This window comes from Williamsia sp. SKLECPSW1 (genome assembly GCF_054332755.1).
Window position 1 is genome coordinate 105,430 of sequence record NZ_JBTGLI010000001.1, and the last position, 21,348, is coordinate 126,777.

20 protein-coding genes are annotated in these 21,348 nt (G+C 71.1%); 7 read left to right on the top strand and 13 right to left on the bottom strand.

Annotated features, from left to right (window positions below):
* Positions 1-41: 41 nt before the first annotated feature.
* The 6 genes from ACXVUM_RS00510 to ACXVUM_RS00535 are packed head-to-tail and all read right to left on the bottom strand — an operon-like array spanning position 42 to position 8,475.
* Complete coding sequence (locus ACXVUM_RS00510; protein ID WP_458519937.1) at positions 42-1,496, bottom strand: vWA domain-containing protein; 1,455 nt, start codon at positions 1,494-1,496, stop codon at positions 42-44.
* Positions 1,493-2,395 (bottom strand): AAA family ATPase, encoded by a 903-nt coding sequence (locus tag ACXVUM_RS00515; RefSeq protein WP_458519938.1) that lies wholly within the window; start codon positions 2,393-2,395, stop codon positions 1,493-1,495. The genes ACXVUM_RS00510 and ACXVUM_RS00515 overlap by 4 nt, the downstream gene beginning before the upstream one ends.
* Positions 2,392-3,684: a glutamate-5-semialdehyde dehydrogenase gene (locus tag ACXVUM_RS00520; protein WP_458519939.1), complete on the bottom strand. Its 1,293-nt coding sequence runs from the start codon at positions 3,682-3,684 to the stop codon at positions 2,392-2,394. The genes ACXVUM_RS00515 and ACXVUM_RS00520 overlap by 4 nt, the downstream gene beginning before the upstream one ends.
* A gap of 57 nt (positions 3,685-3,741) precedes the next feature.
* Entirely contained in the window at positions 3,742-4,422 is a 681-nt protein-coding gene (locus ACXVUM_RS00525) for an HNH endonuclease family protein (RefSeq protein ID WP_458522741.1), read from the bottom strand.
* A 25-nt stretch (positions 4,423-4,447) separates the two neighbouring features.
* Entirely contained in the window at positions 4,448-6,748 is a 2,301-nt protein-coding gene (locus tag ACXVUM_RS00530; protein WP_458519940.1) for an ATP-dependent DNA helicase RecG, read from the bottom strand.
* On the bottom strand, positions 6,745-8,475 hold the full coding sequence (locus ACXVUM_RS00535; protein ID WP_458519941.1) for a DAK2 domain-containing protein: 1,731 nt from the start codon (positions 8,473-8,475) through the stop codon (positions 6,745-6,747). Before ACXVUM_RS00535 ends, ACXVUM_RS00530 begins: the two co-directional genes overlap by 4 nt.
* 91 nt (positions 8,476-8,566) lie before the next feature.
* Between ACXVUM_RS00535 and rpmB the strand changes: the two genes are divergently transcribed.
* Positions 8,567-8,758, top strand: a complete 192-nt coding sequence (gene rpmB, locus ACXVUM_RS00540; protein WP_458519942.1) for a 50S ribosomal protein L28 — start codon at positions 8,567-8,569, stop codon at positions 8,756-8,758.
* 4 nt (positions 8,759-8,762) lie between these two features.
* A complete protein-coding gene (locus ACXVUM_RS00545; RefSeq protein ID WP_458519943.1) occupies positions 8,763-9,575 on the top strand; it encodes an enoyl-CoA hydratase/isomerase family protein in 813 nt (270 codons plus the stop codon).
* 33 nt (positions 9,576-9,608) lie between these two features.
* On the opposite strand, the gene ACXVUM_RS00550 is transcribed toward ACXVUM_RS00545, so the two are convergent.
* The 3 genes from ACXVUM_RS00550 to thiL are packed head-to-tail and all read right to left on the bottom strand — an operon-like array spanning position 9,609 to position 11,855.
* The gene (locus ACXVUM_RS00550; RefSeq protein ID WP_458519944.1) at positions 9,609-10,292 is read right to left on the bottom strand and encodes a uracil-DNA glycosylase; all 684 of its coding nucleotides are present in this window, start codon (positions 10,290-10,292) and stop codon (positions 9,609-9,611) included.
* Positions 10,289-10,813 (bottom strand): gamma carbonic anhydrase family protein, encoded by a 525-nt coding sequence (locus ACXVUM_RS00555; protein WP_458519945.1) that lies wholly within the window; start codon positions 10,811-10,813, stop codon positions 10,289-10,291. Before ACXVUM_RS00555 ends, ACXVUM_RS00550 begins: the two co-directional genes overlap by 4 nt.
* Positions 10,814-10,865: 52 nt before the next feature.
* Positions 10,866-11,855: a thiamine-phosphate kinase gene (thiL, locus tag ACXVUM_RS00560; protein ID WP_458519946.1), complete on the bottom strand. Its 990-nt coding sequence runs from the start codon at positions 11,853-11,855 to the stop codon at positions 10,866-10,868.
* A 141-nt stretch (positions 11,856-11,996) separates the two neighbouring features.
* On the opposite strand from thiL, the gene ACXVUM_RS00565 reads away from it, so the two are divergent.
* Complete coding sequence (locus ACXVUM_RS00565; RefSeq protein WP_458519947.1) at positions 11,997-12,506, top strand: DUF3515 domain-containing protein; 510 nt, start codon at positions 11,997-11,999, stop codon at positions 12,504-12,506.
* Between the two features lie 10 nt (positions 12,507-12,516).
* Here the strand turns inward: ACXVUM_RS00565 and ACXVUM_RS00570 are convergent, their stop codons facing one another.
* Positions 12,517-13,548, bottom strand: a complete 1,032-nt coding sequence (locus tag ACXVUM_RS00570; protein WP_458522742.1) for an NAD(P)H-dependent glycerol-3-phosphate dehydrogenase — start codon at positions 13,546-13,548, stop codon at positions 12,517-12,519.
* A 93-nt stretch (positions 13,549-13,641) separates the two neighbouring features.
* Here ACXVUM_RS00570 and cofC point away from each other — a divergent pair, with 93 nt between their 5' ends.
* The 3 genes from cofC to ACXVUM_RS00585 are packed head-to-tail and all read left to right on the top strand — an operon-like array spanning position 13,642 to position 17,499.
* Positions 13,642-14,328, top strand: a complete 687-nt coding sequence (cofC, locus tag ACXVUM_RS00575; protein WP_458519948.1) for a 2-phospho-L-lactate guanylyltransferase — start codon at positions 13,642-13,644, stop codon at positions 14,326-14,328.
* A gap of 58 nt (positions 14,329-14,386) precedes the next feature.
* Positions 14,387-16,606 (top strand): RNA degradosome polyphosphate kinase, encoded by a 2,220-nt coding sequence (locus ACXVUM_RS00580; protein ID WP_458519949.1) that lies wholly within the window; start codon positions 14,387-14,389, stop codon positions 16,604-16,606.
* Positions 16,606-17,499, top strand: a complete 894-nt coding sequence (locus ACXVUM_RS00585; protein WP_458522743.1) for an NUDIX hydrolase — start codon at positions 16,606-16,608, stop codon at positions 17,497-17,499. Before ACXVUM_RS00580 ends, ACXVUM_RS00585 begins: the two co-directional genes overlap by 1 nt.
* 104 nt (positions 17,500-17,603) lie before the next feature.
* Here ACXVUM_RS00585 and ACXVUM_RS00590 read toward each other — a convergent pair whose 3' ends face one another.
* The 3 genes from ACXVUM_RS00590 to leuC all read right to left on the bottom strand — a co-directional run bounded on the left by ACXVUM_RS00590 (position 17,604) and on the right by leuC (position 20,505).
* The gene (locus ACXVUM_RS00590; RefSeq protein WP_458519950.1) at positions 17,604-18,272 is read right to left on the bottom strand and encodes an HU family DNA-binding protein; all 669 of its coding nucleotides are present in this window, start codon (positions 18,270-18,272) and stop codon (positions 17,604-17,606) included.
* Between the two features lie 167 nt (positions 18,273-18,439).
* Positions 18,440-19,027, bottom strand: a complete 588-nt coding sequence (gene leuD / locus ACXVUM_RS00595) for a 3-isopropylmalate dehydratase small subunit (protein WP_458519951.1) — start codon at positions 19,025-19,027, stop codon at positions 18,440-18,442.
* A 35-nt stretch (positions 19,028-19,062) separates the two neighbouring features.
* Positions 19,063-20,505: a 3-isopropylmalate dehydratase large subunit gene (leuC, locus tag ACXVUM_RS00600; protein ID WP_458519952.1), complete on the bottom strand. Its 1,443-nt coding sequence runs from the start codon at positions 20,503-20,505 to the stop codon at positions 19,063-19,065.
* Positions 20,506-20,575: 70 nt separating this feature from the next.
* On the opposite strand from leuC, the gene ACXVUM_RS00605 reads away from it, so the two are divergent.
* On the top strand, positions 20,576-21,331 hold the full coding sequence (locus tag ACXVUM_RS00605) for an IclR family transcriptional regulator (RefSeq protein WP_458519953.1): 756 nt from the start codon (positions 20,576-20,578) through the stop codon (positions 21,329-21,331).
* Positions 21,332-21,348: the final 17 nt, after the last annotated feature.

Here is a 21,348-nt window from a genome sequence, read left to right on the forward strand (position 1 = left end):
GCCTGCGGAGTCTACGGGTGCCTGCGGTGGGGTCGACACGCTCACACCGGCAACAGCCCGCCGATGACGTCGGCGAGTTGTCGGGCGTTACGGCACTCGTGCATCTCGATGATCCGCGCGTAGTCGGCCGCCACCGAGTCGCCGCTGTCCCACAGCTCGCGCGCCTCGGGGTTGAGCCAGTAGGCGTGTCGGGCGCGGTCGACGAGGGACCGCAGTGCCCCGAACCGCGGGTCGTGGTAGTTCGTGCGGCCGTCACCGAGGACGAGCAGCGCCCCGCGGTGGGTCAGCGAGTCGGCGTGATCGGCGACGAAGCCCTGGAGTGCGTGTCCGTAGTCGGAGTGGCCGTCGCGGGTGATCAGCCGTGCGCGCGAGAGCATCTCGTGGATCACCGAGCCGAGGTGGACATCGGTGTCGGCGCTGCGTGCGAAGTAGTCGGTGACCTCGTCGACGGTGTCGACGAAGGCGAACACCCGCACCGCCGAGAAGTGCTGACGCAGCGCGGCGACGAGTTGCAGCGTGAACTGGCTGAACCCGGACACCGATCCGGACACGTCGCAGAGGATGACCAGTTCGGGTCGACCCGGGCGCGGTCGCGCGTAGGTGAGTTCGATGGGCACCCCGCCGGTCGACATCGACGCACGCAGCGTCTTGCGGACGTCGACGACACCGCGGCGCGCTCGGCGGCGTCGTGTTTCGAGCTTCGCCGCCAACAGACGGGCGAGCGGATCGATGGTCTTGCGGAGTTCGAGGATCTCGGTGCGGCCGGCGGAGAGGAACGCGATGTCCTCGGGCAGGGTCGGGACCGCGTACTCGGCGACGCGGTCACGCCCGGAGCGCTCCACCATCCGACGGCGTGTCTCCTCCGAGACGAGCTCGCCCAGACGATCGACGCGGCCGGCCGCCGAACGCCGGTACCGCGCCTGCGTGCCGTCGTCGTCACCCGAGGCCGCGGCCATCGCGGCGGCGATGCGCGCGATGAGCGTCTGCGGGCGGATGGTCGACATGGCCTGGTAGGTCGAGAACGCCTCCCCGCGCGCCGACTCGTACCGGCCGATGCCGTCGACGATGGCCGCGACGAGATCGGCCAGACGACCGTCGTTCTCGGCCTCGCCGTCGGCGAGCGCATCGGCCACCATCTGCCGGATCTGCTCGACGTCGAGCGCCCCGTCGTCGCCGGTCGGGAGCTCCGTCGCGCCGCTGCGTGCGCCGGTGCCCGCGGGGAACCAGAGGTCGAAGGTCGCGTCGAATGCGGGGCGGTGCAGTTGCTCGTTCAGCAACGTGCATGCCAGTCCTTCGCGAAAGGCGTTGCGGTCCAACAGGTCCAACACACTGGTCGCCGCCGCAGCGTCGATGAGCGCAGACGGTCCCACCTCGATGCCCTTCTCGCGCAGGGCGTCGACGAATCCGGTGAGCTGATCGACGACGCCGTCGGGTCCCGGGTCCTGCTCGACCCGGTCGTCGGCGTCCCGGTCGGGGGCGCGGCCCGGCACCCTCATCGCCCGAGCTTCAGCTCCGTGGCGGCCGCGGCGAGATCGGGACGGTGTTTGAGGACCACCCCGAGTGTGCGTTCCAGCACGGCGTCGTCGAGACGTGCCCGTCGGGACTCGGCCACACCGAGCGCCAGCAACGTCTGTCCCCAGTCGATGGTCTCCGCCACCGACGGCTTCTTGCGGAGGTCCAGCGACCGCAGCACACCGATGATGCGGATCATCTCCCGCGCCACGGCATCCGGGAGCTCGGGGACCCGCGAGGCGAGGATCTCCCGCTCCCGCGTCGCGTCGGGGAAGTCGATGTAGAGGTAGAGGCAGCGCCGCTTGAGCGCCTCGGACAGTTCGCGGGTCGCGTTCGAGGTCAGCAGGACCACCGGGCGCCGGGTGGCGGCGACGGTCCCCATCTCCGGGATGGTGACGGCGAAGTCGCTGAGCACCTCCAGCAGCAACCCCTCGACGTCGACGTCGGCCTTGTCGACCTCGTCGATGAGCAGCACGGTCGGCTCGGTGCGCGCGATGGCCCGCAGCAGCGGACGCGGGAGCAGGAACTCCTCGGAGAAGATGTCTGTCTTCGTCTCCTCCCACCCGCGGCTGCCGGTGGACTGGATGTGCAGGATCTGCTTGGCGTGGTTCCACTCGTAGAGCGCCCGCGCCTCGTCGATGCCCTCGTAGCACTGCAGACGGATCAGTTCGGCACCCGCGGTCCCGGCGATCGCCCGCGCGAGTTCGGTCTTGCCGACGCCGGCCGGACCCTCGACGAGCAGCGGCTTGCCGAGACGGTCGGCGAGGAACACCGCGGTGGTGGTGGCGTCGTCGGCGAGGTACCCGGTCTCGGCGAGCCGGGAACGCACCTGCGCGGTGTCGGTGAAGAAGGGGTCGACGGCGGGACCGGTGGCGGCGGTCACGCGCGCACCTGACCCTCGCCCCACACGACCCACTTGGTCGACGTGAGCTCGGGCAGCCCCATCGGTCCGCGTGCGTGCAGCTTCTGCGTGGAGATGCCGATCTCCGCGCCGAACCCGAACTCCTCGCCGTCGGTGAAGGCGGTGGAGGCGTTGACCATCACCGCGGCGGCGTCGACGCGGTCGGTGAACTCGGTCGCGACGGCGATGTCCTCGGTCACGACGGCCTCGGTGTGCCCGGTGCCCCATCGCTCGATGTGGTCGATCGCGGCGTCGAGTCCGTCGACGACCTTCACCGCGATGTCGAGGCTGAGGTACTCGTCGCCCCAGTCGGTGTCGTCGGCGGGGACCATCCCCTCCTCGTCGCCGTGGACCACGACGCCGTGCGCCTGCAGCGCGGACAGCAGCCGCGGCATCGCGACCGGGGCGATCGCCGCGTCGACGAGCAGTGTCTCGGCCGTGTTGCACACGCTCGGGCGACGGGTCTTGGCGTTGACGACGATGCGCTCGGCGACGTCGAGGTCGGCGGCGGCACCCACGTACACGTGGCAGTTGCCGGTCCCGGTCTCGATCGTCGGGACGGTCGCGTCGCGCACCACGGACGCGATGAGACCGGCGCCCCCACGGGGGATCACGACGTCGACGAGTCCACGGGCGCGGATCAACGCGGTCACGCTCGATCGGTCGGCCGACGGCAGCAACGAGACGCAGTCCGGCGAGAGCCCGTGTGCGGCGAGGACGTCGCGGAGGATCCCGACGAGCGCCGCGTTGGAGTCGGCCGCCGACGACGACCCGCGCAGCAGGACGGCGTTGCCCGACTTGCAGGCGATGCCGAACGCGTCGACCGTGACGTTGGGGCGTGCCTCGTAGACCATCCCGATCACACCGAGCGGCACCCGGATCTGGCGCAGCCGTAGGCCGTTGGGCAGTGTCTTGCCGGCGACGACATCACCGATCGGGTCGGGCAGCACCGCGACCTGACGAAGCCCGTCGGCGATGCCGGCGACGCGGTCGGCGGTCAGGCGCAGTCGATCGAGGAGGCTGCCCGACGTCCCGGACGCCTCGGCGCGGGCGATGTCGCGACCGTTGGCGGCGAGGATGTCGTCGACGTGGTCTACCAGGGCGTCTGCCGCTGCGGTGAGGACCGCGTTCTTGGTCACGGTGGTCGCACGGGCGAGCTGCCGCGCAGCCGTCCGCGCGGCACGCGCCGCGTCCTCGACCGCGGCGGTCGTCGCGGGGTCGGGTCGCGTCGGGTCGGCGACGGCGCTGGTGGAGACGGTGGGAGCACTCACGGCACGAGCCTAACGCCCACCCCGTACGCCGCTGGGCGGCGACGGCGAGGCCACCGGTCAGCAGCGGTTCAGCGCGGCGCGCAGCACCGTCGCCGATCGAGCGTCGAGGGCGACCCGGTACGCGGCGGCCACGCGGATGAACTGCACCGCGTAACGGCACCGGAACGGTGCGTGCGCCGGCATCCACTCCCCCGGCGGCGAGTCGCCCTTGTCCTGGTTGGAGCGCCCGTCGACGGCGACGAGGTTCGCGGGGTCGTTGGCGAACGTCAGCCGCAGCCGCGGATCCCATTCCGACGCACCCATGTCCCAGGCGTAGGCCAGCGGCACGATGTGGTCGATCTGGATGGTCCCGCCGCGTTCGCGGCCGCGCCGGAAGTCCACCAGGTCACCGGTGTACGGACTGCGCACCTCACCCGAGGCGACCGCACGCGGACACGCGGTGGTCGCGACGTACGTCTTGTCCCGCAGGTCGCGGTCGAGGATGTCGTCACGCGTGTCACACCCGTTGCCGGCGAGCAGGGCGTCGGACCCGTCCGCCCACGCGGGCCCGAACGCGGTGCGGTCGTAGTCGTCGCGGTGCACCCGCGCAGGCGCGACGGTGAGCGTCCCCAGCGCCGAGTACGCCGGGGCCGGGTCGACGCGGGGTCCGGCAGACGGTCGGGACCCGACCGTCTGCACCGCGACCACCACGGCGAGTGCGACGCCGACCGTGAGCAGCAGCCACGTCCGCGGGGTCAGGCGTCGGCGACGCGACCGCGGGGCGTCAGGACTTGTCCAGGTACGAGATCCGCGACGGTCCCATGACGGCGTCGACGAGATCGGCGAGCGGGCGGTGGTCGGCGAGGGCGAGGTCGTCGCGGACGACCTCCGCCGCGAGTCCCCGGGCGTCGTCGATGACATCCGCGTCGTCGACGAGCGAGAGGAACCGCAGGGAGGAGGCCGATCCCGACTGCACCGCACCGAGCACATCCCCCTCCCGGCGCGTCATCAGGTCGATCCGCGCCAACTCGAACCCGTCATTGGACGCAGCGACAGCCCTCAACCGTTCCATCGAGGGCGATCCGTCTCCCGCACCGGTGCGCAGGAAGCAACGCCCGGGCAGACCGCCCCGGCCGACACGGCCACGCAACTGGTGCAGCTGGCTCACCCCGAACCGGTCGGCGTCGACGATCACCATCGTCGTGGCGTTGGCGACGTCCACGCCGACCTCGACGACGGTCGTCGAGACGAGGATGTCGATCTCGCCGCGGGTGAAGGCGTCCATCACCGCGGTCTTGTCGTCGGCAGGCAATCGGCCGTGCAGCAGTTCCACGCGGTGGCGTCCGAGCGGCCCGGCGGTCAACTCGGCGAACATGTCGACCGCCGACGTGGTCGGCCGGGGCGCCCGGTCACCACCGGAGCCCTCCTGGGCGCGTTTCGCCGACCGTGCACCCTCGGTCGTGCCGTCGTCGCCGATGCGGGAGCAGACGACGTAGACCTGGCGGCCCTCCCGCACCTCCTCGTCGACGACCTCCCAGAGGCGCTGTTCCCACTTCTCCCGCCCCGTCGGGACGACGTTGGAGGTGATCGGCTGCCGCCCGGCGGGCAGCTCGCGCAGTGTCGATGTCTCGAGGTCGCCGTAGACGGTCATGGCGACCGTGCGCGGGATGGGCGTCGCGGTCATGACCAGCATGTGCGGGACGACGTCGCCGCGACCGCGTGATCGCAGCGTGTCGCGCTGCTCGACACCGAAGCGGTGTTGTTCGTCGACGACGACGAGACCGAGGTCGAAGAACTCGACCTTCTCCTCGAGCACGGCGTGGGTGCCGATCACGATCCCGGCGGTCCCGGTGACGGTGGCCAACATGGCCTCCTTGCGCGCCTGGGTCCGCAGCGATCCGGTGAGCAGTGCCACGGCGGTCGCGTCGGGGTCGGCGCCCAGCTCGCCGGCGATCGCGAGATCCCCCAGCATCCGGGTGATGGTGCGGTGATGCTGGGCGGCGAGGACCTCGGTGGGGGCCAGCAGCACGCACTGGCGGCCGTTGTCGACCATCCGCAGCATGCACAGCAACGCCACGAGCGTCTTGCCCGACCCGACCTCACCCTGCAGCAGGCGACTCATCGGCTCCCCCGCGCCGAGGTCGGTGCGGATCTCCTCGAGCACGGTCTGCTGACCGGCGGTGAGCGTGAACGGGAGTCGCTCGGTGAACCGGTCCTCGAGCCCGCCCGGGACGTGTTCGCACGCAGGCCCCACACGACCCCGGTCGGCGTAACGCCGTTGTGCCAGTGCCAGTTGCATGGCGAGGGCCTCGTCGAACCGCAGTCGCGCGGACGCCCCGTCGATGTCCTCCTGGGACTCCGGGACATGGATGCCGCGGATCGCCTCGGCGGTGGTGACGAGGCCACGCTCGGCCCGCTGCGCGTCGTCGAGGGCGTCGTCCCCGGTCTCCACCGAGTCGAGGGTGAGCTGGATCGCCTTCCAGATCGTCCACGTCTGCAGTGCTTTCGTCGCGCGGTAGATCGGCAGGATCGGTCGGTCGAAGTCCGCCGGGTCGATCTCGATGCCGTCGGTGGACGACGTACCCGCCGAGTCTCCGTCGGCGCGGCCGGTCGCATCCGCGGCCATCGCCGCCAGCATCGGTGACCCGATCGCGTCGAGCCGGGGTGCGCCCGACTCGGGGAGGACCAGCCAGTCCGGATGGGTCAACTGGATCTGGTCGCGGAAGAAGCCGACGGTCCCGGCCACCATGAGGCGCACTCCCGGACGCAGGACCCGTTTGATCACACGGGGATTGAAGAAGGTGACGCCGTAGGTGCGCAGCCCGTCGTCGACGGTGACCGAGAGGAACGTCCCGTTGCGCTGACGCATCCGACGTTCGTCGGCGCGGGTGATGGTGCCGACGAGGGTGATCCAGTCGCCCTTCTCGGGCGCGGTGTCACCCCCGGCCTCACCGCGGCGGACGTAGCGCATCGGGGTGTACCGCAACAGCTCCCCGACGGTGTCGATGCCCAGTTCGTCGGACAGCTTCTGTGCCAGGGCCTCTCCCACCACGTCGGCCGGGGAGTCGGCGGGGCGCACGGTCATTCGACACCCACCTGCAGCACCTCACCGGGTTGTCCGGCCGTGTAGGCGACGAACTCGACACCCGGGTGTGCGGAGGAGACGTGGCGCTCGAGTGCGTCGACGACCCCGTCTGCGATGTCGGCACCGGCCAGGACCGTCACCAGTTCCCCACCGGTACCGAGCATCAGGTCGACGAGTGCCGTCGCCGCCGACACCTGATCGGGGCCGATGACGAGCACGTCGACACCGATGAGACCGAGCAGGTCGCCGGGTTCGCAGGTGCCGGCGAGGGTCAGGGCCGTCTCGGTGGCGGTGACCAGCGACCCCCTGCGGGTGGAGGCGGCCGCCTCTGCCATGGCGTAGGCGTCGGCGTCGGGTGACGCGGCGATGTCGTGCACGGCCAGCGCCGAGAGCGCCTGCACCATCGACAGCGTGGGCAGGAACACCACGGCCCGATGCGCGGAACGGGCAGACGCCGCGACGGTGACGAGGTCCTGCGCGGGCACCGCGCCGTTCGCCATCACCACGACGTGCGCCGCGTCGACGTCGACGATCGCCGCCGCGATGGCCTCGGCGTCGACGGCGGCGGCGCCCTCGCCCGCGCGCACCACGTGCGCGCCCTCGGACGCGAACAGCTCGGCGGCGCCCTCACCGGCGACCACCGTCACCACGGCGCGGCGCCGGGTCGGGAGGCGGTCGGAGGAATCGGTGGACGCCTTGTGGGCGTCCAGGACGAAGCAGCTGATCCGGATGTCGGAGACCTCACCGACGGCCAGTCCCGCCTCCACGGCGGCCCCGGCGTCACAGGTGTGCACGTGCACGGAGAACCGTTCGCCGGTGTCGGCGCTGCTGTCGCCGACGATCACGACCGCGTCGCCGAGGTCGTCGAGCGCTGTCCGCAGGGTCGGGATCCGATCGACGGCGGCGCCGGTGATGGCGTACATCACCTCGTAGTCCATCTCCGCGCTGACCTCGTCGCACCCGTCCTCGACGATGACGTGCGCCCGGGCGTCGCCCCCACCCGACAGCGCACCCTCGTAGCGGCGACGGGGCGCCGAGACCCCGGTCAGCACCTCGACCATGGCGTCGAGCAGGACCAGCAGTCCGCGACCACCCGCATCGACCACACCCGCGGCGGCCAGCTCCGGCAGCTGCTCGGTGGTCCGGTCGAGCGCGTCGGCGCAGGCGTCGGCGACCGACCGGGCGAGGTCGCCCGGAGACATCCCCGGGGCGTCGGCGGAGGCGGTCTGCCCCGTCTCGCGCAGGACGGTGAGCACAGTGCCCTCGCGGGGCTCGCTGACCGCCCGGGTCGCCGCGAGCCCGGCCAGCCCCAGACCGGCCGCCCACAACCGGTTGAACGACAGCGCGCCGTCGACGGTCTCGACACCGGCTGCGTCGGCGAGACCGACCAGCACCTGCGAGAGGATGATGCCGGAGTTGCCGCGGGCCTGGCCGACGGCGGCGTCGGCGGCGGCGCGCAGCACCTGCGCCGGCTCGGCGGACTCCTCGGTCGCGCCTGCGGCGTCCGACGCGGCGGTCATCGTGTGCAGCATGTTGCTGCCGGTGTCGGAGTCGGGGATCGGGAAGACGTTCAGATCGTTGATCTCGGCGCGCAGCGCGGTGAGGCGGCCGACGCAGACCTCGAACCAGTCACGGACGACACCGGCGTCCAGTCCCGCCTTCCGCGCCCCTCCACCGGGACCACCTGGCGGGCCGGTGCCGGCGGCATTTGGCCCGATCGCACTCATGCAGCTATCCTTGCAGGGTTGTCGTGCGGCGCGTCGAACACCTTCGACAGGCCCCGACCAGCACACTGTCCCCCATTCGAGGAGTTCGACGATGGCTGCCGTCTGTGACGTCTGCGCCAAGGGCCCCGGCTTCGGCAAGTCGGTCTCCCACTCGCACCGCCGTACCAACCGTCGGTGGGATCCCAACATCCAGACCGTGCGTGCCCAGGTCTCGCCGGGCAACCGCAAGCGCATGAACGTGTGCACCTCGTGCCTGAAGGCCGGCAAGGTCACCCGCGGCTGACGTCGTGACCGCGCAGGAAGCCGCCGCGACGTCGCTCGTCGACGGTGTCCTGCACGTCCGGGTGTCCGCGCCCAGCGCGGGCAACCCCCTCGATCCCGAGGCCCTTCGCGCCGCGACCGCCGTCCTGACCGATGTCGCCGACGGTCGCGTCGACGCCGGGTGTGTGCTGCTCCACGGCGGCGGGGCCAACTTCTGCGCGGGCGGTGACGTCCGGTCGTTCGCCGCGGCGGACGACCGACCCGCCTTCATCCGGTCCGTCGCCGAAGCCTTCCACGCGTTCCTGCGTGCGCTGCACGCCGCGGACCTGCCTGTGGTCGCCGCGGTTCGCGGCTGGGCCGCCGGTGCCGGCATGAGCATCGTCTGCCATGCCGACATCGCCGTCGGCGGACCCGCCACCGCGCTCCGACCCGCCTACCCGGGCATCGGCCTGTCACCCGACGGCGGGATGAGCTGGATGCTGCCGCGCATCATCGGACGCGGCCGGGCCCATCGCGCGATCCTCACCGACAGCGTCATCGACGGCCGGGACGCCCTCGCCTGGGGGCTCCTCGCGTCGCTCGCCGATTCCGACGACGACGTCCTGCCGGAGGCAGCGCGTGTCGCCGCCGGTCTCGCCGCGGGCCCGCGCCCCGCCCTGACGACGGCGCGCCGTCTCCTCGCCGCCGGCGCCGAGTCCACGCTCGACGCGCACCTCGACGCCGAGGCCGAGGCGATCTCGCGGCTCGCCGGAACCCCCACCGGTGTCGAAGGCGTCGACGCCTTCGTCGCCAAGCGCCGTCCCGACTGGACCGTGACCGACCGGCCCGCCACCGACTGAGCCGTCACCCGGCGATCCGGGTGCCGGGTCAGCTCACGTCAGTCGCCAGTCGACCGGATCGGCACCCAGCTCGGCGAGCGCGTCGTTCGCCCGGGAGAACGGTCGGGACCCGAAGAACCCGCGCGACGCCGACATCGGCGACGGGTGCGCGGAGGTGATGGTCGGCACGTCGGGCATCCACTCCCGCAACGATCCCGCGTCCTTGCCCCACAGGATCGCGACGAGGGGGGTGTCACGCGCCACCAGCGCCTTGATCGCGCACTCGGTGACCGCCTCCCACCCCTTGCCGCGGTGCGATGCCGGCGACCCCGGCGCGACCGTCAACACGCGGTTGAGCAGCAGCACACCTGCGTCGGCCCATGGCGACAGGTCCCCCGACTGCGGCCGCGGCAACCCGAGGTCCTCGGTGTACTCGGTGAAGATGTTCTGCAGCGAGCGCGGGACCGGCCGCACATCCGGGGCGACCGAGAAGCTCAGTCCCACCGCATGTCCCGGTGTCGGGTAGGGGTCCTGCCCGACGATGAGCACCCGGACGTCACTCATCGGCCGGGTGAATGCGCGCAGCACCATGTCCCCGGGCGGGAGGTAGCGGCGACCGGCAGCGACCTCGGATCGCAGGAACTGTCCCATCGCGGCGATGTCGTCCTCGACCGGCGCGAGGGCCGCGGCCCAGTCGGGGTCGATCAGTTCGTCGAGGGGGCGGGCGGTCGCCGTCATCCGTCGATCCGCCGCAGCGCCGTGCGGTAGTACTCGGCGTTCGCGGCGTACATCTCGACGTTCATCGCCACGTGCCCCTCGGCCACCTCGTGGCCCTCGCGGATCCGTGCGGGGACACCGAGCGCCATCGCACGTGCGGGGACGTCGAACCCGAAGGGCACCACCGCTCCCGCTCCGACAATCGCCCCGGCGCCGACTTTGGCACCGTTGAGCACCACCGACCCCGACGCGATGAGGCAGTCGTCACCGATCGTGGCGCCCTCGACGTGCGCGTTGTGCCCGACGACACAGCGCTCACCGATGACCGTCGGGTCGATGGGCGTGCAGTGCACGACCGTCCCGTCCTGGATGTTGGTCCGCGCGCCGATCGTGATGGTGCCGTAGTCCCCACGGAGGACGGCACCGGGCCACACCGACGCGCCGGGACCGAGGACCACGGCCCCGATCACGCACGCATCGGGGTGGACATAGGCGTCGTCGGCGATCTCCGGGACACGGTCGTCGAGGGCATAGATGGCCATGCAGGCGAATCTATCGGGCTGCGCACCGGGTGCCGCCGCACACCCACCGCCGCTACCCGTCGCCGAAGCTCGACCACCCGTGCACGGCGGGATCCCGACCGTCGACGCGGACGGGATCCGCGTCGCGGGCGTCGACGACGACACCGATCTCCGACCACCCGTCCGGGACCGTCGTGGCGAACGTCGCGAGGAGTTGGTGGTCCTCACCGCCGCCGAGGATCCAGCCGTCGGCGTCGACGCCGAGCACACCGGCCGCACGTACCAGCTCGGGATCGCGCGGGACGCGGGCCGACTCGACGTCGAACCCGACACCGGCGGCGTCTGCCATCGTCAGCAGCTCCTCGACGAGACCGTCGGACACGTCGGTCATCGAGGTCGCCCCGTGCCGCGCGGCGACCGCTCCCTGTGTCAGGTCGACTGTCGGGACCTTGTGCACGCCAACGAGTCCCGGGAAGTCCTCGACGCCCGCCACGAGGAGCGCCAGGCCGGCAGCCGACGACCCGACCGGTCCGCTGAGCGCGAGACGATCACCGACGCGTGCACCGTCGAGGCGGGTCGCGGCACGACCGGCCGTCGTGCCGAGCACCGTCACGGTCACCACGATCTCCCCTGTCGCGACCAGGTCCCCGCCCACCACCGGGACACCCCACTGCGCCGCCGCGGTCGTGATGCCCTCGTCGATGTCGAGCAACACCCCGACCGGCGTCGTGGACGGACACCCGATCGACACGACGACGCCCACACCGGCGGCACCCATCGCGGCGACGTCGGCCGCCGCCTGTACGGTCGCCCGCCGACCGACGTCGAACGGTGTCGTCCACTCCAGCCGGAAATGCCTGCCCTGCACCACGGTGTCGGTGCTGACGACGAGGTCGGGACGCACCGTGAGGGTGGCCGCGTCGTCACCGGGTCCGACCACCACCGGATCGGACGCGACGCCCGTCGGCCGGTGCTCCTGCGCGACCTGGCGGAGCCGGGCGAGCAGGGGGCGTTCGCCGATCTCGGCGACGGTCCGGTCGCGCCACGGCTGCTCGGCATGCACGTCGCGGACGCTCCTTTCGCCTCGCGTCGACGGACGCGGGTGGGTCGGGCCCGACCCGGGGTGGCCCCGACGTCGGCACGTCGGCGAGAATCGCGGACGAGTCTATGCATCCGCGTAGCAGCGACGAGAGGAGCGCCACCGGTGGCCGACGAGCGGCGGAGCCCGGCACTCATCGCCACCCTGGTGGCCGTCCCCGTCGTGGTGATCGTCGTGTTCATCGCGATCGCCGCGACGCGGACCCGCGGTGACGACTCGTCGCTGCCGCTGACCACCGCCTCGGCGACACCGTCGGCGGACTGCACCCGCCTGGTGGACGCGCTGCCCCAGACGTTCCCCGGATACGGCACGCGCACGGTCGAGGACGGACTCGTCCGATGGCCGGCGACGGGCTCCGATGCCGGCGATCCCGTCCAACTACGCTGCGGCGTCGCGCGTCCGACCGGCCTCGCCCCCACATCGGCGCTGCAGGTCGTCGACCCGGTGCAGTGGTTCAACTCCGATCAGGACCGCCGCGGCACGCTCTGGGTGGCCGTCGACCACCGGCCCTACGTCGCGCTGTGGTTGCCCGTGAACGTGGGCAACGGGCCGATCACCGACGTCTCGGCGGTCATCGACCGCGTGCTGCCGCGCGCCTCCCTCGACCTCGGGTAGCCCGCGACACTCACTCCGGCTTGGTGCTGCGACTGAGCAGGGCGACGATCGCGTCCCGCACCGGCAGACCCTCGTGGCACACGCGGTGGACCGCGTCGGTCAAGGGCACCTCGACGTCGTTCGCCGCCGCCAGGGCGCGCACCGACGAACACGACTTCACGCCCTCGGCCACCTGACCGTGCGTCGCCTCCTGCGCCTCGTCGAGCGAACGACCCTCCCCCAGTCGCGCACCGAACGATCGGTTGCGGGACAGCGGCGACGAACACGTCGCCACCAGGTCACCGACGCCGGCGAGTCCGGCGAACGTCTCGGGTCGGGCGCCGAGCGCGATCCCGAGACGGATCGTCTCGGCGAGGCCGCGGGTGATGATCGACGCGAGGGTGTTCTCCCCGAGCCCGGCGCCCGCGGCCATGCCGCACGCGAGGGCGATGACGTTCTTGATCGCACCGCCGATCTCACACCCGATGACGTCGGTGTTGGTGTACGGCCGGAAATACCGCGTCGTGCAGGCGTCCTGGATCGATCGCGCGATCGCCTCGTCGGTGCACGCGACCACGGTCGCCGCCGGTTGCCGCAGTGCGACCTCCCGCGCGAGGTTCGGACCGGAGAGCACCGCGACACGATCGTCGGGGACACCGGCGACGTCGGTGATCACCTGCGTCATGCGGAGCAGCGTGTCGCTCTCGATGCCCTTGGCCAGCGACAGCACCGGGGCTCCGGACGGCAGGGTGGCGCGCCACCGGCCGAGGTTGTCGCGCAACGACTGCGACGGCACGGCGCACACGACGAGGTCGACGCCGTCGAGCGCCTCGTCGACGTCGGACACGGCCCGGAGGCCTTCCGGCAGGGTGATCCCCGGGAGGTAGTCGGGGTTGACGTGGTCGGTGCTGATTGTCTGCGCCAGTTCCGGTCGTCGCGCCCACAGCGTGGTCTGTGTGCCGGCGTCGGTGAGCACCGCGGCCATCGCCGTACCCCACGACCCCGATCCCAGGACGGCGGCGCGCGTGACGGCGGGCCGCTGCGTCCCCGTCTCACCGGTGATGGACACTCGTCGCCTCCCAGGTCTCCCGCGCCCGACGGACGCTGCCCGACACCCTAGTGGGCGGCGGCCTCGGGACAGGCGCATCATGGGCTGATGCCCGTCCCGCCGGCCGACGCCTTCACGGTGGTGCTCGCCGTGAAGGGGCTCGCCGGTGCGAAATCGCGCCTGTCCTCCGTTCTCGACCCGCCCGACCGGCGACGGATCGTGTTGGCGATGCTCGCCGACACCCTGGACGCGGTCCACACCGCCGGCGCGCTCGACACGGTGGTCGTCACGCCTGACCCGACGGTCGCCGCGGCGGCGCAGGCCGTCGGCGCCCGCGCCGTCGCCGACCCCGCACCCGGCACACGTCCCGGCGCACCCGGCCCCCTCAACACGGCCCTCGCCCATGGTGTGGACACGGTGCGCATGGCCGCACCCGAGGCCGACGTGGTGGTCCTGCAGGCCGATCTCCCCTCCTTGCGGGCGGAATCGCTCCGTGCGGCCGTCGCTGCAGCACACGGACATCGCCGCGCCGTCGTCCCCGATCGGTCCGCCCAGGGGACCGCGGCCCTGGTGCTGGCGGACCCGACGGACCGGACCATCCTGTTCGGCGTCGACTCCGCTCGCGCGCACCGTGATTCGGGCGCCGTCGATCTCACTACGGGCGACGACAGATGGCCGGACCTGCGGACCGACGTGGACACCGTCGACGATCTCGGCGCCGCACTGCAGCTCGGCGTGGGTACACGCACCGACGCGGTGCTCCGGGAACTCGACACCGCCGCATGCCGACGGTGAACCGATCGCATCCCGCGATCACGGGCCTCGTCCCACGACGCGACACGGCGGCACCCGGATGCGTCATGATGGTGCCGTGAGTTCCACGGACAGCCAGCAGACCGAGACCGGTTCCGGCCCGGAGACGCCCGTCGAGACGGCGACGCTCCCGGCCGCACCCCCTGCCGCGACGCTCCTGCCCGACGAGACGGCGGACCTGCCGGACGACCGCTACCTCAACCGCGAGCTGAGTTGGCTCGACTTCAACTCGCGGGTGCTCGCGCTCGCCGAGGACACCTCGCTGCCCCTGCTGGATCGTGCGAAGTTCCTCGCCATCTTCGCCTCGAACCTCGACGAGTTCTTCATGGTGCGGGTGGCCGGCCTGAAGCGCCGTGACGAGACCGGCCTGTCGGTCCGCTCCGCCGACGGGTTGTCACCGCGCGAACAGTTGTCGATGATCGCCCGCCGCACCCAGACGATCGCCGAACGACACGCTCGCGTCTTCCTCGACTCGGTACGACCGGCGTTGGCCGACAACAACATCCACATCGTCACCTGGGACGGCCTCTCCGAGGACGAGCGTTCGCGGATGGCGGAGTACTTCCACGACGAGGTGTTCCCGGTACTGACGCCGCTCGCCGTCGACCCCGCCCACCCGTTCCCCTACATCTCCGGTTTGTCGCTGAACCTCGCGGTCACCGTCCGCGACGTCAACGAGGGCGGCGAACACTTCGCGCGGGTCAAGGTGCCCGACAACGTCAGCCGGTTCGTCGAGGTCGACAAACTCATGCCGCCGGTCGACGGACCGCCGCGCACCATCCTGCTGCCGATGGAGACCCTCATCGCAGCCAACCTCGACCATCTCTTCCCCGGCATGGAGATCGTCGAGCACCACGTCTTCCGCATCACCCGCAACGCGGACTTCGAGGTGGAGGAGGACCGCGACGAGGACCTGCTGCAGGCCCTCGAGCGCGAACTCGCCCGCCGTCGCTTCGGATCGCCGGTGCGGATCGAGGTCGCCGACGACATGAGCGAGCACATGCTCGAGCTGCTGTTGCGTGAACTCGACGTCGATCCCGCCGACGTCATCGAGGTGCCGGGCCTCCTGGACCTGTCGTGTCTGTTCCAGGTGTTCGGCCTCGACCGGCCGATGCTCAAGGACCGACCGTTCGTCCCCGCCACGCACCCCGCGTTCGGCGAACGCGAGACCCCCAAGTCCGTCTTCGCCACCCTGCGCGAGGGCGATGTGCTGGTCCACCACCCCTACGACTCGTTCTCCACGAGCGTCCAACGGTTCATCGAGCAGGCGGCCTCCGACCCGCAGGTGCTGGCCATCAAGCAGACCCTCTACCGCACGTCCGGTGACTCACCGATCGTCAACGCACTGATCGACGCGGCGGAGGCCGGCAAGCAGGTCGTCGCGCTGGTGGAGATCAAGGCCCGCTTCGACGAGCAGGCCAACATCAAGTGGGCCCGCCAGCTCGAGCAGGCCGGCGTGCACGTCGTCTACGGACTCGTCGGCCTCAAGACCCATTGCAAGACATGCCTGGTCGTGCGGCGCGAGGGATCGACGATCCGCCGCTACTGCCACATCGGGACGGGCAACTACAACCCGAAGACTGCCCGGCTCTACGAGGACGTCGGCCTGCTCACCGCGGCCCCCGACATCGGTGCCGACCTGACCGACCTGTTCAACACGCTGACCGGGTACTCGCGCAAGCGGGAGTACCGGAACCTGCTGGTCGCGCCGCTGGGTGTGCGCGCCGGGATCATCGCGCGCATCCACGCCGAGATCGAACGTCATGCCGCCGGCGACACCCGCGCACGGATCCAGTTGAAGGCCAACGCACTCGTCGACGAGCAGGTGATCGACGCGCTCTACCGTGCCTCCCAGGCCGGCGTCCCGGTCGAGGTGGTCGTCCGCGGGATCTGCGCACTGCGGCCCGGGATGCCCGGCGTGAGCGAGAACATCACGGTGCGGTCGATCCTCGGCCAGTTCCTGGAACACTCACGGATCCTGCACTTCGGGGCGCTGGACGAGTACTGGATCGGTTCGGCGGACATGATGCACCGCAACCTCGATCGGCGGATCGAGGTCATGGCCCAGGTCAAGGACCAGCGACTCACCCGAGAGCTGCGCGAGATCTTCGCATCCGCACTCGACCCGACGACACGGTGCTGGGTACTGGAGACCACCGGCAACTGGCGGGCGTCACCCGCCGCCGGCGAGGACGTGCGTGACCACCAACAGCAACTCATGCGCCGGCATCACAGCAGGGCCGACCAGAACGCCTCGTGATGTCAGCACAGAAGCGCACGGTGTGGGCCGCGGGCGGAGTGGTGTGGCGCCCCACCTCGTCCGGCGACGTCGAGGTCGCGCTCATCCACCGCCCCCGGTACGACGACTGGACGCTGCCGAAGGGAAAGCGTGAGTCCGGGGAGAACCTGGTCGCCACCGCGGTCCGCGAGATCGCCGAGGAGACCGGCTGTTCCACCCGCCTGGGGCGGAGGCTGGCGACCGTCGGCTACGACGTGCCAGCGGGCCGCAAGGTGGTCCACTACTGGTCCGCCCGGTGGTGCGCGGGCGAGTTCGCGGTCAACGACGAGGTCGACGAGATGCGGTGGCTCTCACCGGAGAAGGCGGCGTCCACGGCGAGTTTCGCCGCGGACCGGAAAGTCCTCGCCGAGTTCACCCGACTCCCCGCCGATCTGCACACGGTGCTCGTGGTCCGACACGCCAAGGCCGGTCGAGCATCCCGCTACCGCGGCGACGACCGCCTCCGGCCGCTGGAGAAGGTCGGTCTGCTGCAGGCGGAGAAGATCGTCGACCAGGCACTGGCCTTCGGGGCCCGGTATGTCCACTCCGCGGACCGGACGAGGTGTCTGCAGACCGTCGAACCCCTCGCGCTCCGGCTGCGCACCGGGATCACCGTCGAGCGCGCCCTGTCGGAAGAGGCCTACCGCGACGACCCCGACCCCGCGCTCACCCGCATCCGCGAGATCGCCGCACTCGACGACGTCCGCGTCGTGTGCAGTCAGGGAAAGGTGATCCCGGGCCTGATGCAGTCGTGGGTGTCCGCCGACGGGCTCACCCTCCCGCGGGCACGTAATCGCAAGGCCAGCATGTGGGTCGTGTCCCTTCTCGACGGCACCGTCGTCGCGGCCGATCATGTGGACAGCCCGCTCCGCTGACGGTCGCCGACCCGCTTCCCTGACCCCGCACAGACGACGACCCCCGGACGGTGGGAAGTCCCGTCCGGGGGTCGTCGTGTGATGTGTGCTCGCCGCGAGGGCGATCAGCGTGCGCGGGCCTTGCGGGCCGGAGCCTTCTTGGCCGCGGTCTTCTTCGCGGGCGCGGTCTTCTTCGCGACGGTCTTCTTGGCCGCCGTGGCCTTCTTGGCCGGTGCGCTCTTCTTCGCCGCGGTCGTCGTCTTCTTGGCCGCCGCGGTGGTCTTCTTCGCCGGCGTCGTCTTCTTCGCCGCAGTCGTGGTCTTCTTGGCCGCCGCGGTGGTCTTCTTCGCCGCCGTGGTGGTCTTCTTGGCCGCGGTCGACTTCGCCGCTGTGGCCGTCTTCTTCGCGGCCGCGGTGGTCTTCTTCGCCGCCGTGGCGGTCTTCTTCGCGGCCGCCTTGGTCGGGGTCGCCGAGCTGCTGCCGCGCTTCACGGCCGGGCCGGTGGCGCTGAGCTTCTGCTTGCCGGCCACCACGGCCTTGAACTGAGCGCCCGGGCGGAACGCCGGGACCGAGGTCGGACGCACCTTGACGGTCTCACCGGTCCGCGGGTTGCGGGCGACGCGAGCGGCGCGCTTGCGCTTCTCGAAGACACCGAACCCGGTGATCGTCACGCTCTCACCCTTGTTCACCGCGCGAACGATCGTGTCCACCACGTGCTCGACGGCATCGGTCGCCGTCCGACGATCGGTGTCCAACTTCTTCGTCAGCTCTTCGATGAGCTCTGCCTTGTTCATGGATCAACCTCCGCAAGCTGGTGGCCCACGTTGAGCCAGCTACAGCACACCGTAAACGTCGAGATGGCAAAGTTCCATGAACCGCGCACGAAAATGTGTGCGTGGCGCGAGATTTGTGCGGCCCCGAGCCTAGAATGCGGGCCTCACACGGGTTGTCGGGCCGGGTCCTACAGAGTTGCCGGCTTCCAGTGCGGGCGAGTCTGCTCGAACTCGGAAATCGCCTCTACCTGCCGCAACGTGAGCCCGATGTCGTCGAGACCCTCCATCAGACGCCACCGCGTGTAGTCGTCAATCGCAAAGCGCACCACCAGGTCACCGACGGTCACCGTCCGATCCTCAAGACTGACCGTGATTTCCGTCCCCGGGGTCTCCTCGAGCCGCTTCCAGATCAGCTCGACGTCGGACTGCTCCACCTGCGCGGCCACGAGACCCGCCTTGCCGGCGTTGCCGCGGAAGATGTCACCGAAGCGGGCGGAGATCACCACGCGGAACCCGAAGTCCGACAGCGCCCACACCGCGTGCTCCCGGGAGGAGCCGGTGCCGAAGTCCGGACCGGCCACCAGGACCGAGCCCCGGGACCACGGCTCGTTGTTGAGGATGAAGTCGGGATCCGAGCGCCAGGCCGCGAACAACCCGTCCTCGAACCCCGTCCGTGTGACGCGCTTGAGATACACCGCGGGGATGATCTGGTCGGTGTCGACGTTGCTGCGGCGCAAGGGGACGCCGATCCCGGTGTGGGTGATGACGGGTTCCATTCCGGTGCCTTTCGGTGCTGTGGGGGCGGTAGGGGTCAGTCGGCGAGATCGGCGGGGGCCGCGAGACGTCCGCGCACCGCGGTCGCGGCGGCCACCGCCGGTGACACCAGGTGCGTACGACCGCCCTTGCCCTGCCGTCCCTCGAAGTTGCGGTTCGACGTCGACGCGCAGCGCTCGCCCGGCGCCAACTGATCGGGGTTCATACCCAGGCACATCGAGCACCCCGCCTGGCGCCACTCCGCGCCGGCGGAACGGAACACGGCGTCGAGCCCTTCGTCCTCGGCCTGCTTCTTGACGCGCATCGACCCCGGTACCACCAACATCCGGACACCGTCGGCGACCCGCCGCCCCTCGAGGACCCCGGCAGCGGCCCGCAGGTCCTCGATCCGCCCGTTGGTGCACGACCCCAGGAACACCGCGTCCACCGCGACGTCGCGCAGCGGGGTGCCCGGGGCCAGATCCATGTACGCCAACGCCTTCTCGGCCGCCTGCGCCTGCGTCTCGTCGACGATCTCCGCGGGGTCCGGGACGGTGTCCCCCAGCGGGGCCCCCTGACCCGGGTTGGTTCCCCAGGTGACGAACGGCGTCAACGCCGCCGCGTCGATGTGCACCTCGGTGTCGAACCGCGCACCGGGATCGGTCCGGAGTGAATCCCAGTGCGCCACCGCGGCGTCCCAGTCCGCACCCGAGGGGGCGTGCGGACGGCCGGCCAGGTAGTCGTAGGTCGTCTGGTCCGGGGCGATCATCCCCGCGCGGGCTCCGGCCTCGATGGACATGTTGCAGATGGTCATCCGCGCCTCCATCGACAGCTTCTCGATCGCACTGCCGCGGTATTCCAGCACGTGGCCCTGTCCGCCACCGGTGCCGATCTTCGCGATGATCGCGAGGATCAGGTCCTTGCTCGTCACGCCGTCCGGCAGTTCACCGTCGACGGTGATGGCCATGGTCTTGAACGGCCGCAACGACAATGTCTGCGTGGCGAGGACGTGCTCGACCTCCGACGTGCCGATCCCCATGGCGATCGCACCGAACGCACCGTGGGTGGAGGTGTGGCTGTCGCCGCACACGATCGTCATCCCCGGCTGGGTGAGTCCGAGCTGCGGACCGATGATGTGCACGATCCCCTGCTCTGCGTCCCCCATGGGGTGCAGCCGGATCCCGAACTCCTCGCAGTTGCGTCGCAGCGTCTCCACCTGCGTCCGCGAGACGGGGTCGGCGATGGGCTTGTCGATGTCGACGGTCGGGACGTTGTGGTCCTCGGTCGCGATCGTCAGGTCGGGGCGACGCACAGGCCTGCCGGCCAGTCGCAGACCCTCGAACGCCTGGGGACTCGTCACCTCGTGGACGAGATGGAGGTCGATGTAGATGAGGTCGGGGTCGCGTTGTCCGCTCGCATCCGCCTCGCCGGCACGCACGACGTGCTCGTCCCAGACCTTCTCGGCCAGCGTCCGCGGCGCAGTCGTCTCAGCAGTGCTCATGTCCACACTCCACATCCGGATGTGCTCGATCGTCTCGGCATTTCACTATTCGGGAGGCTAGTATCGGCCTATGGGACATCCTAGCGCACCGCCGAGCGCCGCCGAGACCGCTCCCGAGATGGTGGTGAGCGGCGTCGGCGTCCTCGACAAGTCGGTCGCCGTCCTACGGGCCATCGCCGATCGGCCGCGGAACCTCGGTGAGCTGTGTGCGTACACGGGCCTCCCCCGCGCGACCGCCCACCGTCTCGCGATGGGTCTCGAGACCCACCGGCTCCTCATCCGCGACGCCTCCGGGCGCTGGTGCCCCGGACCGGCGCTCGCCGAACTCGCCGCCGGCGCCGGGGACGCCGTCCGCGACGCCGCCCTGATGGTGCTCCCGCGCCTGCGGGAGATCACCGGCGAATCCGTACAGCTGTATCGGCGCGAAGGGGCGCAACGTGTCTGCGTCGCCGCGATGGAGCCGCCCACCGGGTTGCGTGACACCGTGCCGGTCGGTGCGCGCCTGCCCATGACGGCCGGGTCCGGCGCGAAAGTGCTTCTCGCATGGTCGGATCCGGCCACCCAGCGGACCCTGTTGCCGGACAGCACGCTCACCGACAGATCGCTGGTCGACATCCGCCGCCGCGGCTGGGCCCAGAGCGCCGGCGAACGCGAACCCGGCGTCGCGAGCGTCTCGGCACCGGTCCGCGACGCCGGCGGCGACGTCGTCGCCGCGATCTCGGTGTCCGGCCCCATCGACCGGATGGGCCGTCGGCCCGGCGCACGATGGGCGGCCGACCTGGTGGCCGCCGCCGACGCGATCCACGCCCGGCTCGTCCACGGGTGACCGGGGCGTAGTTTCAG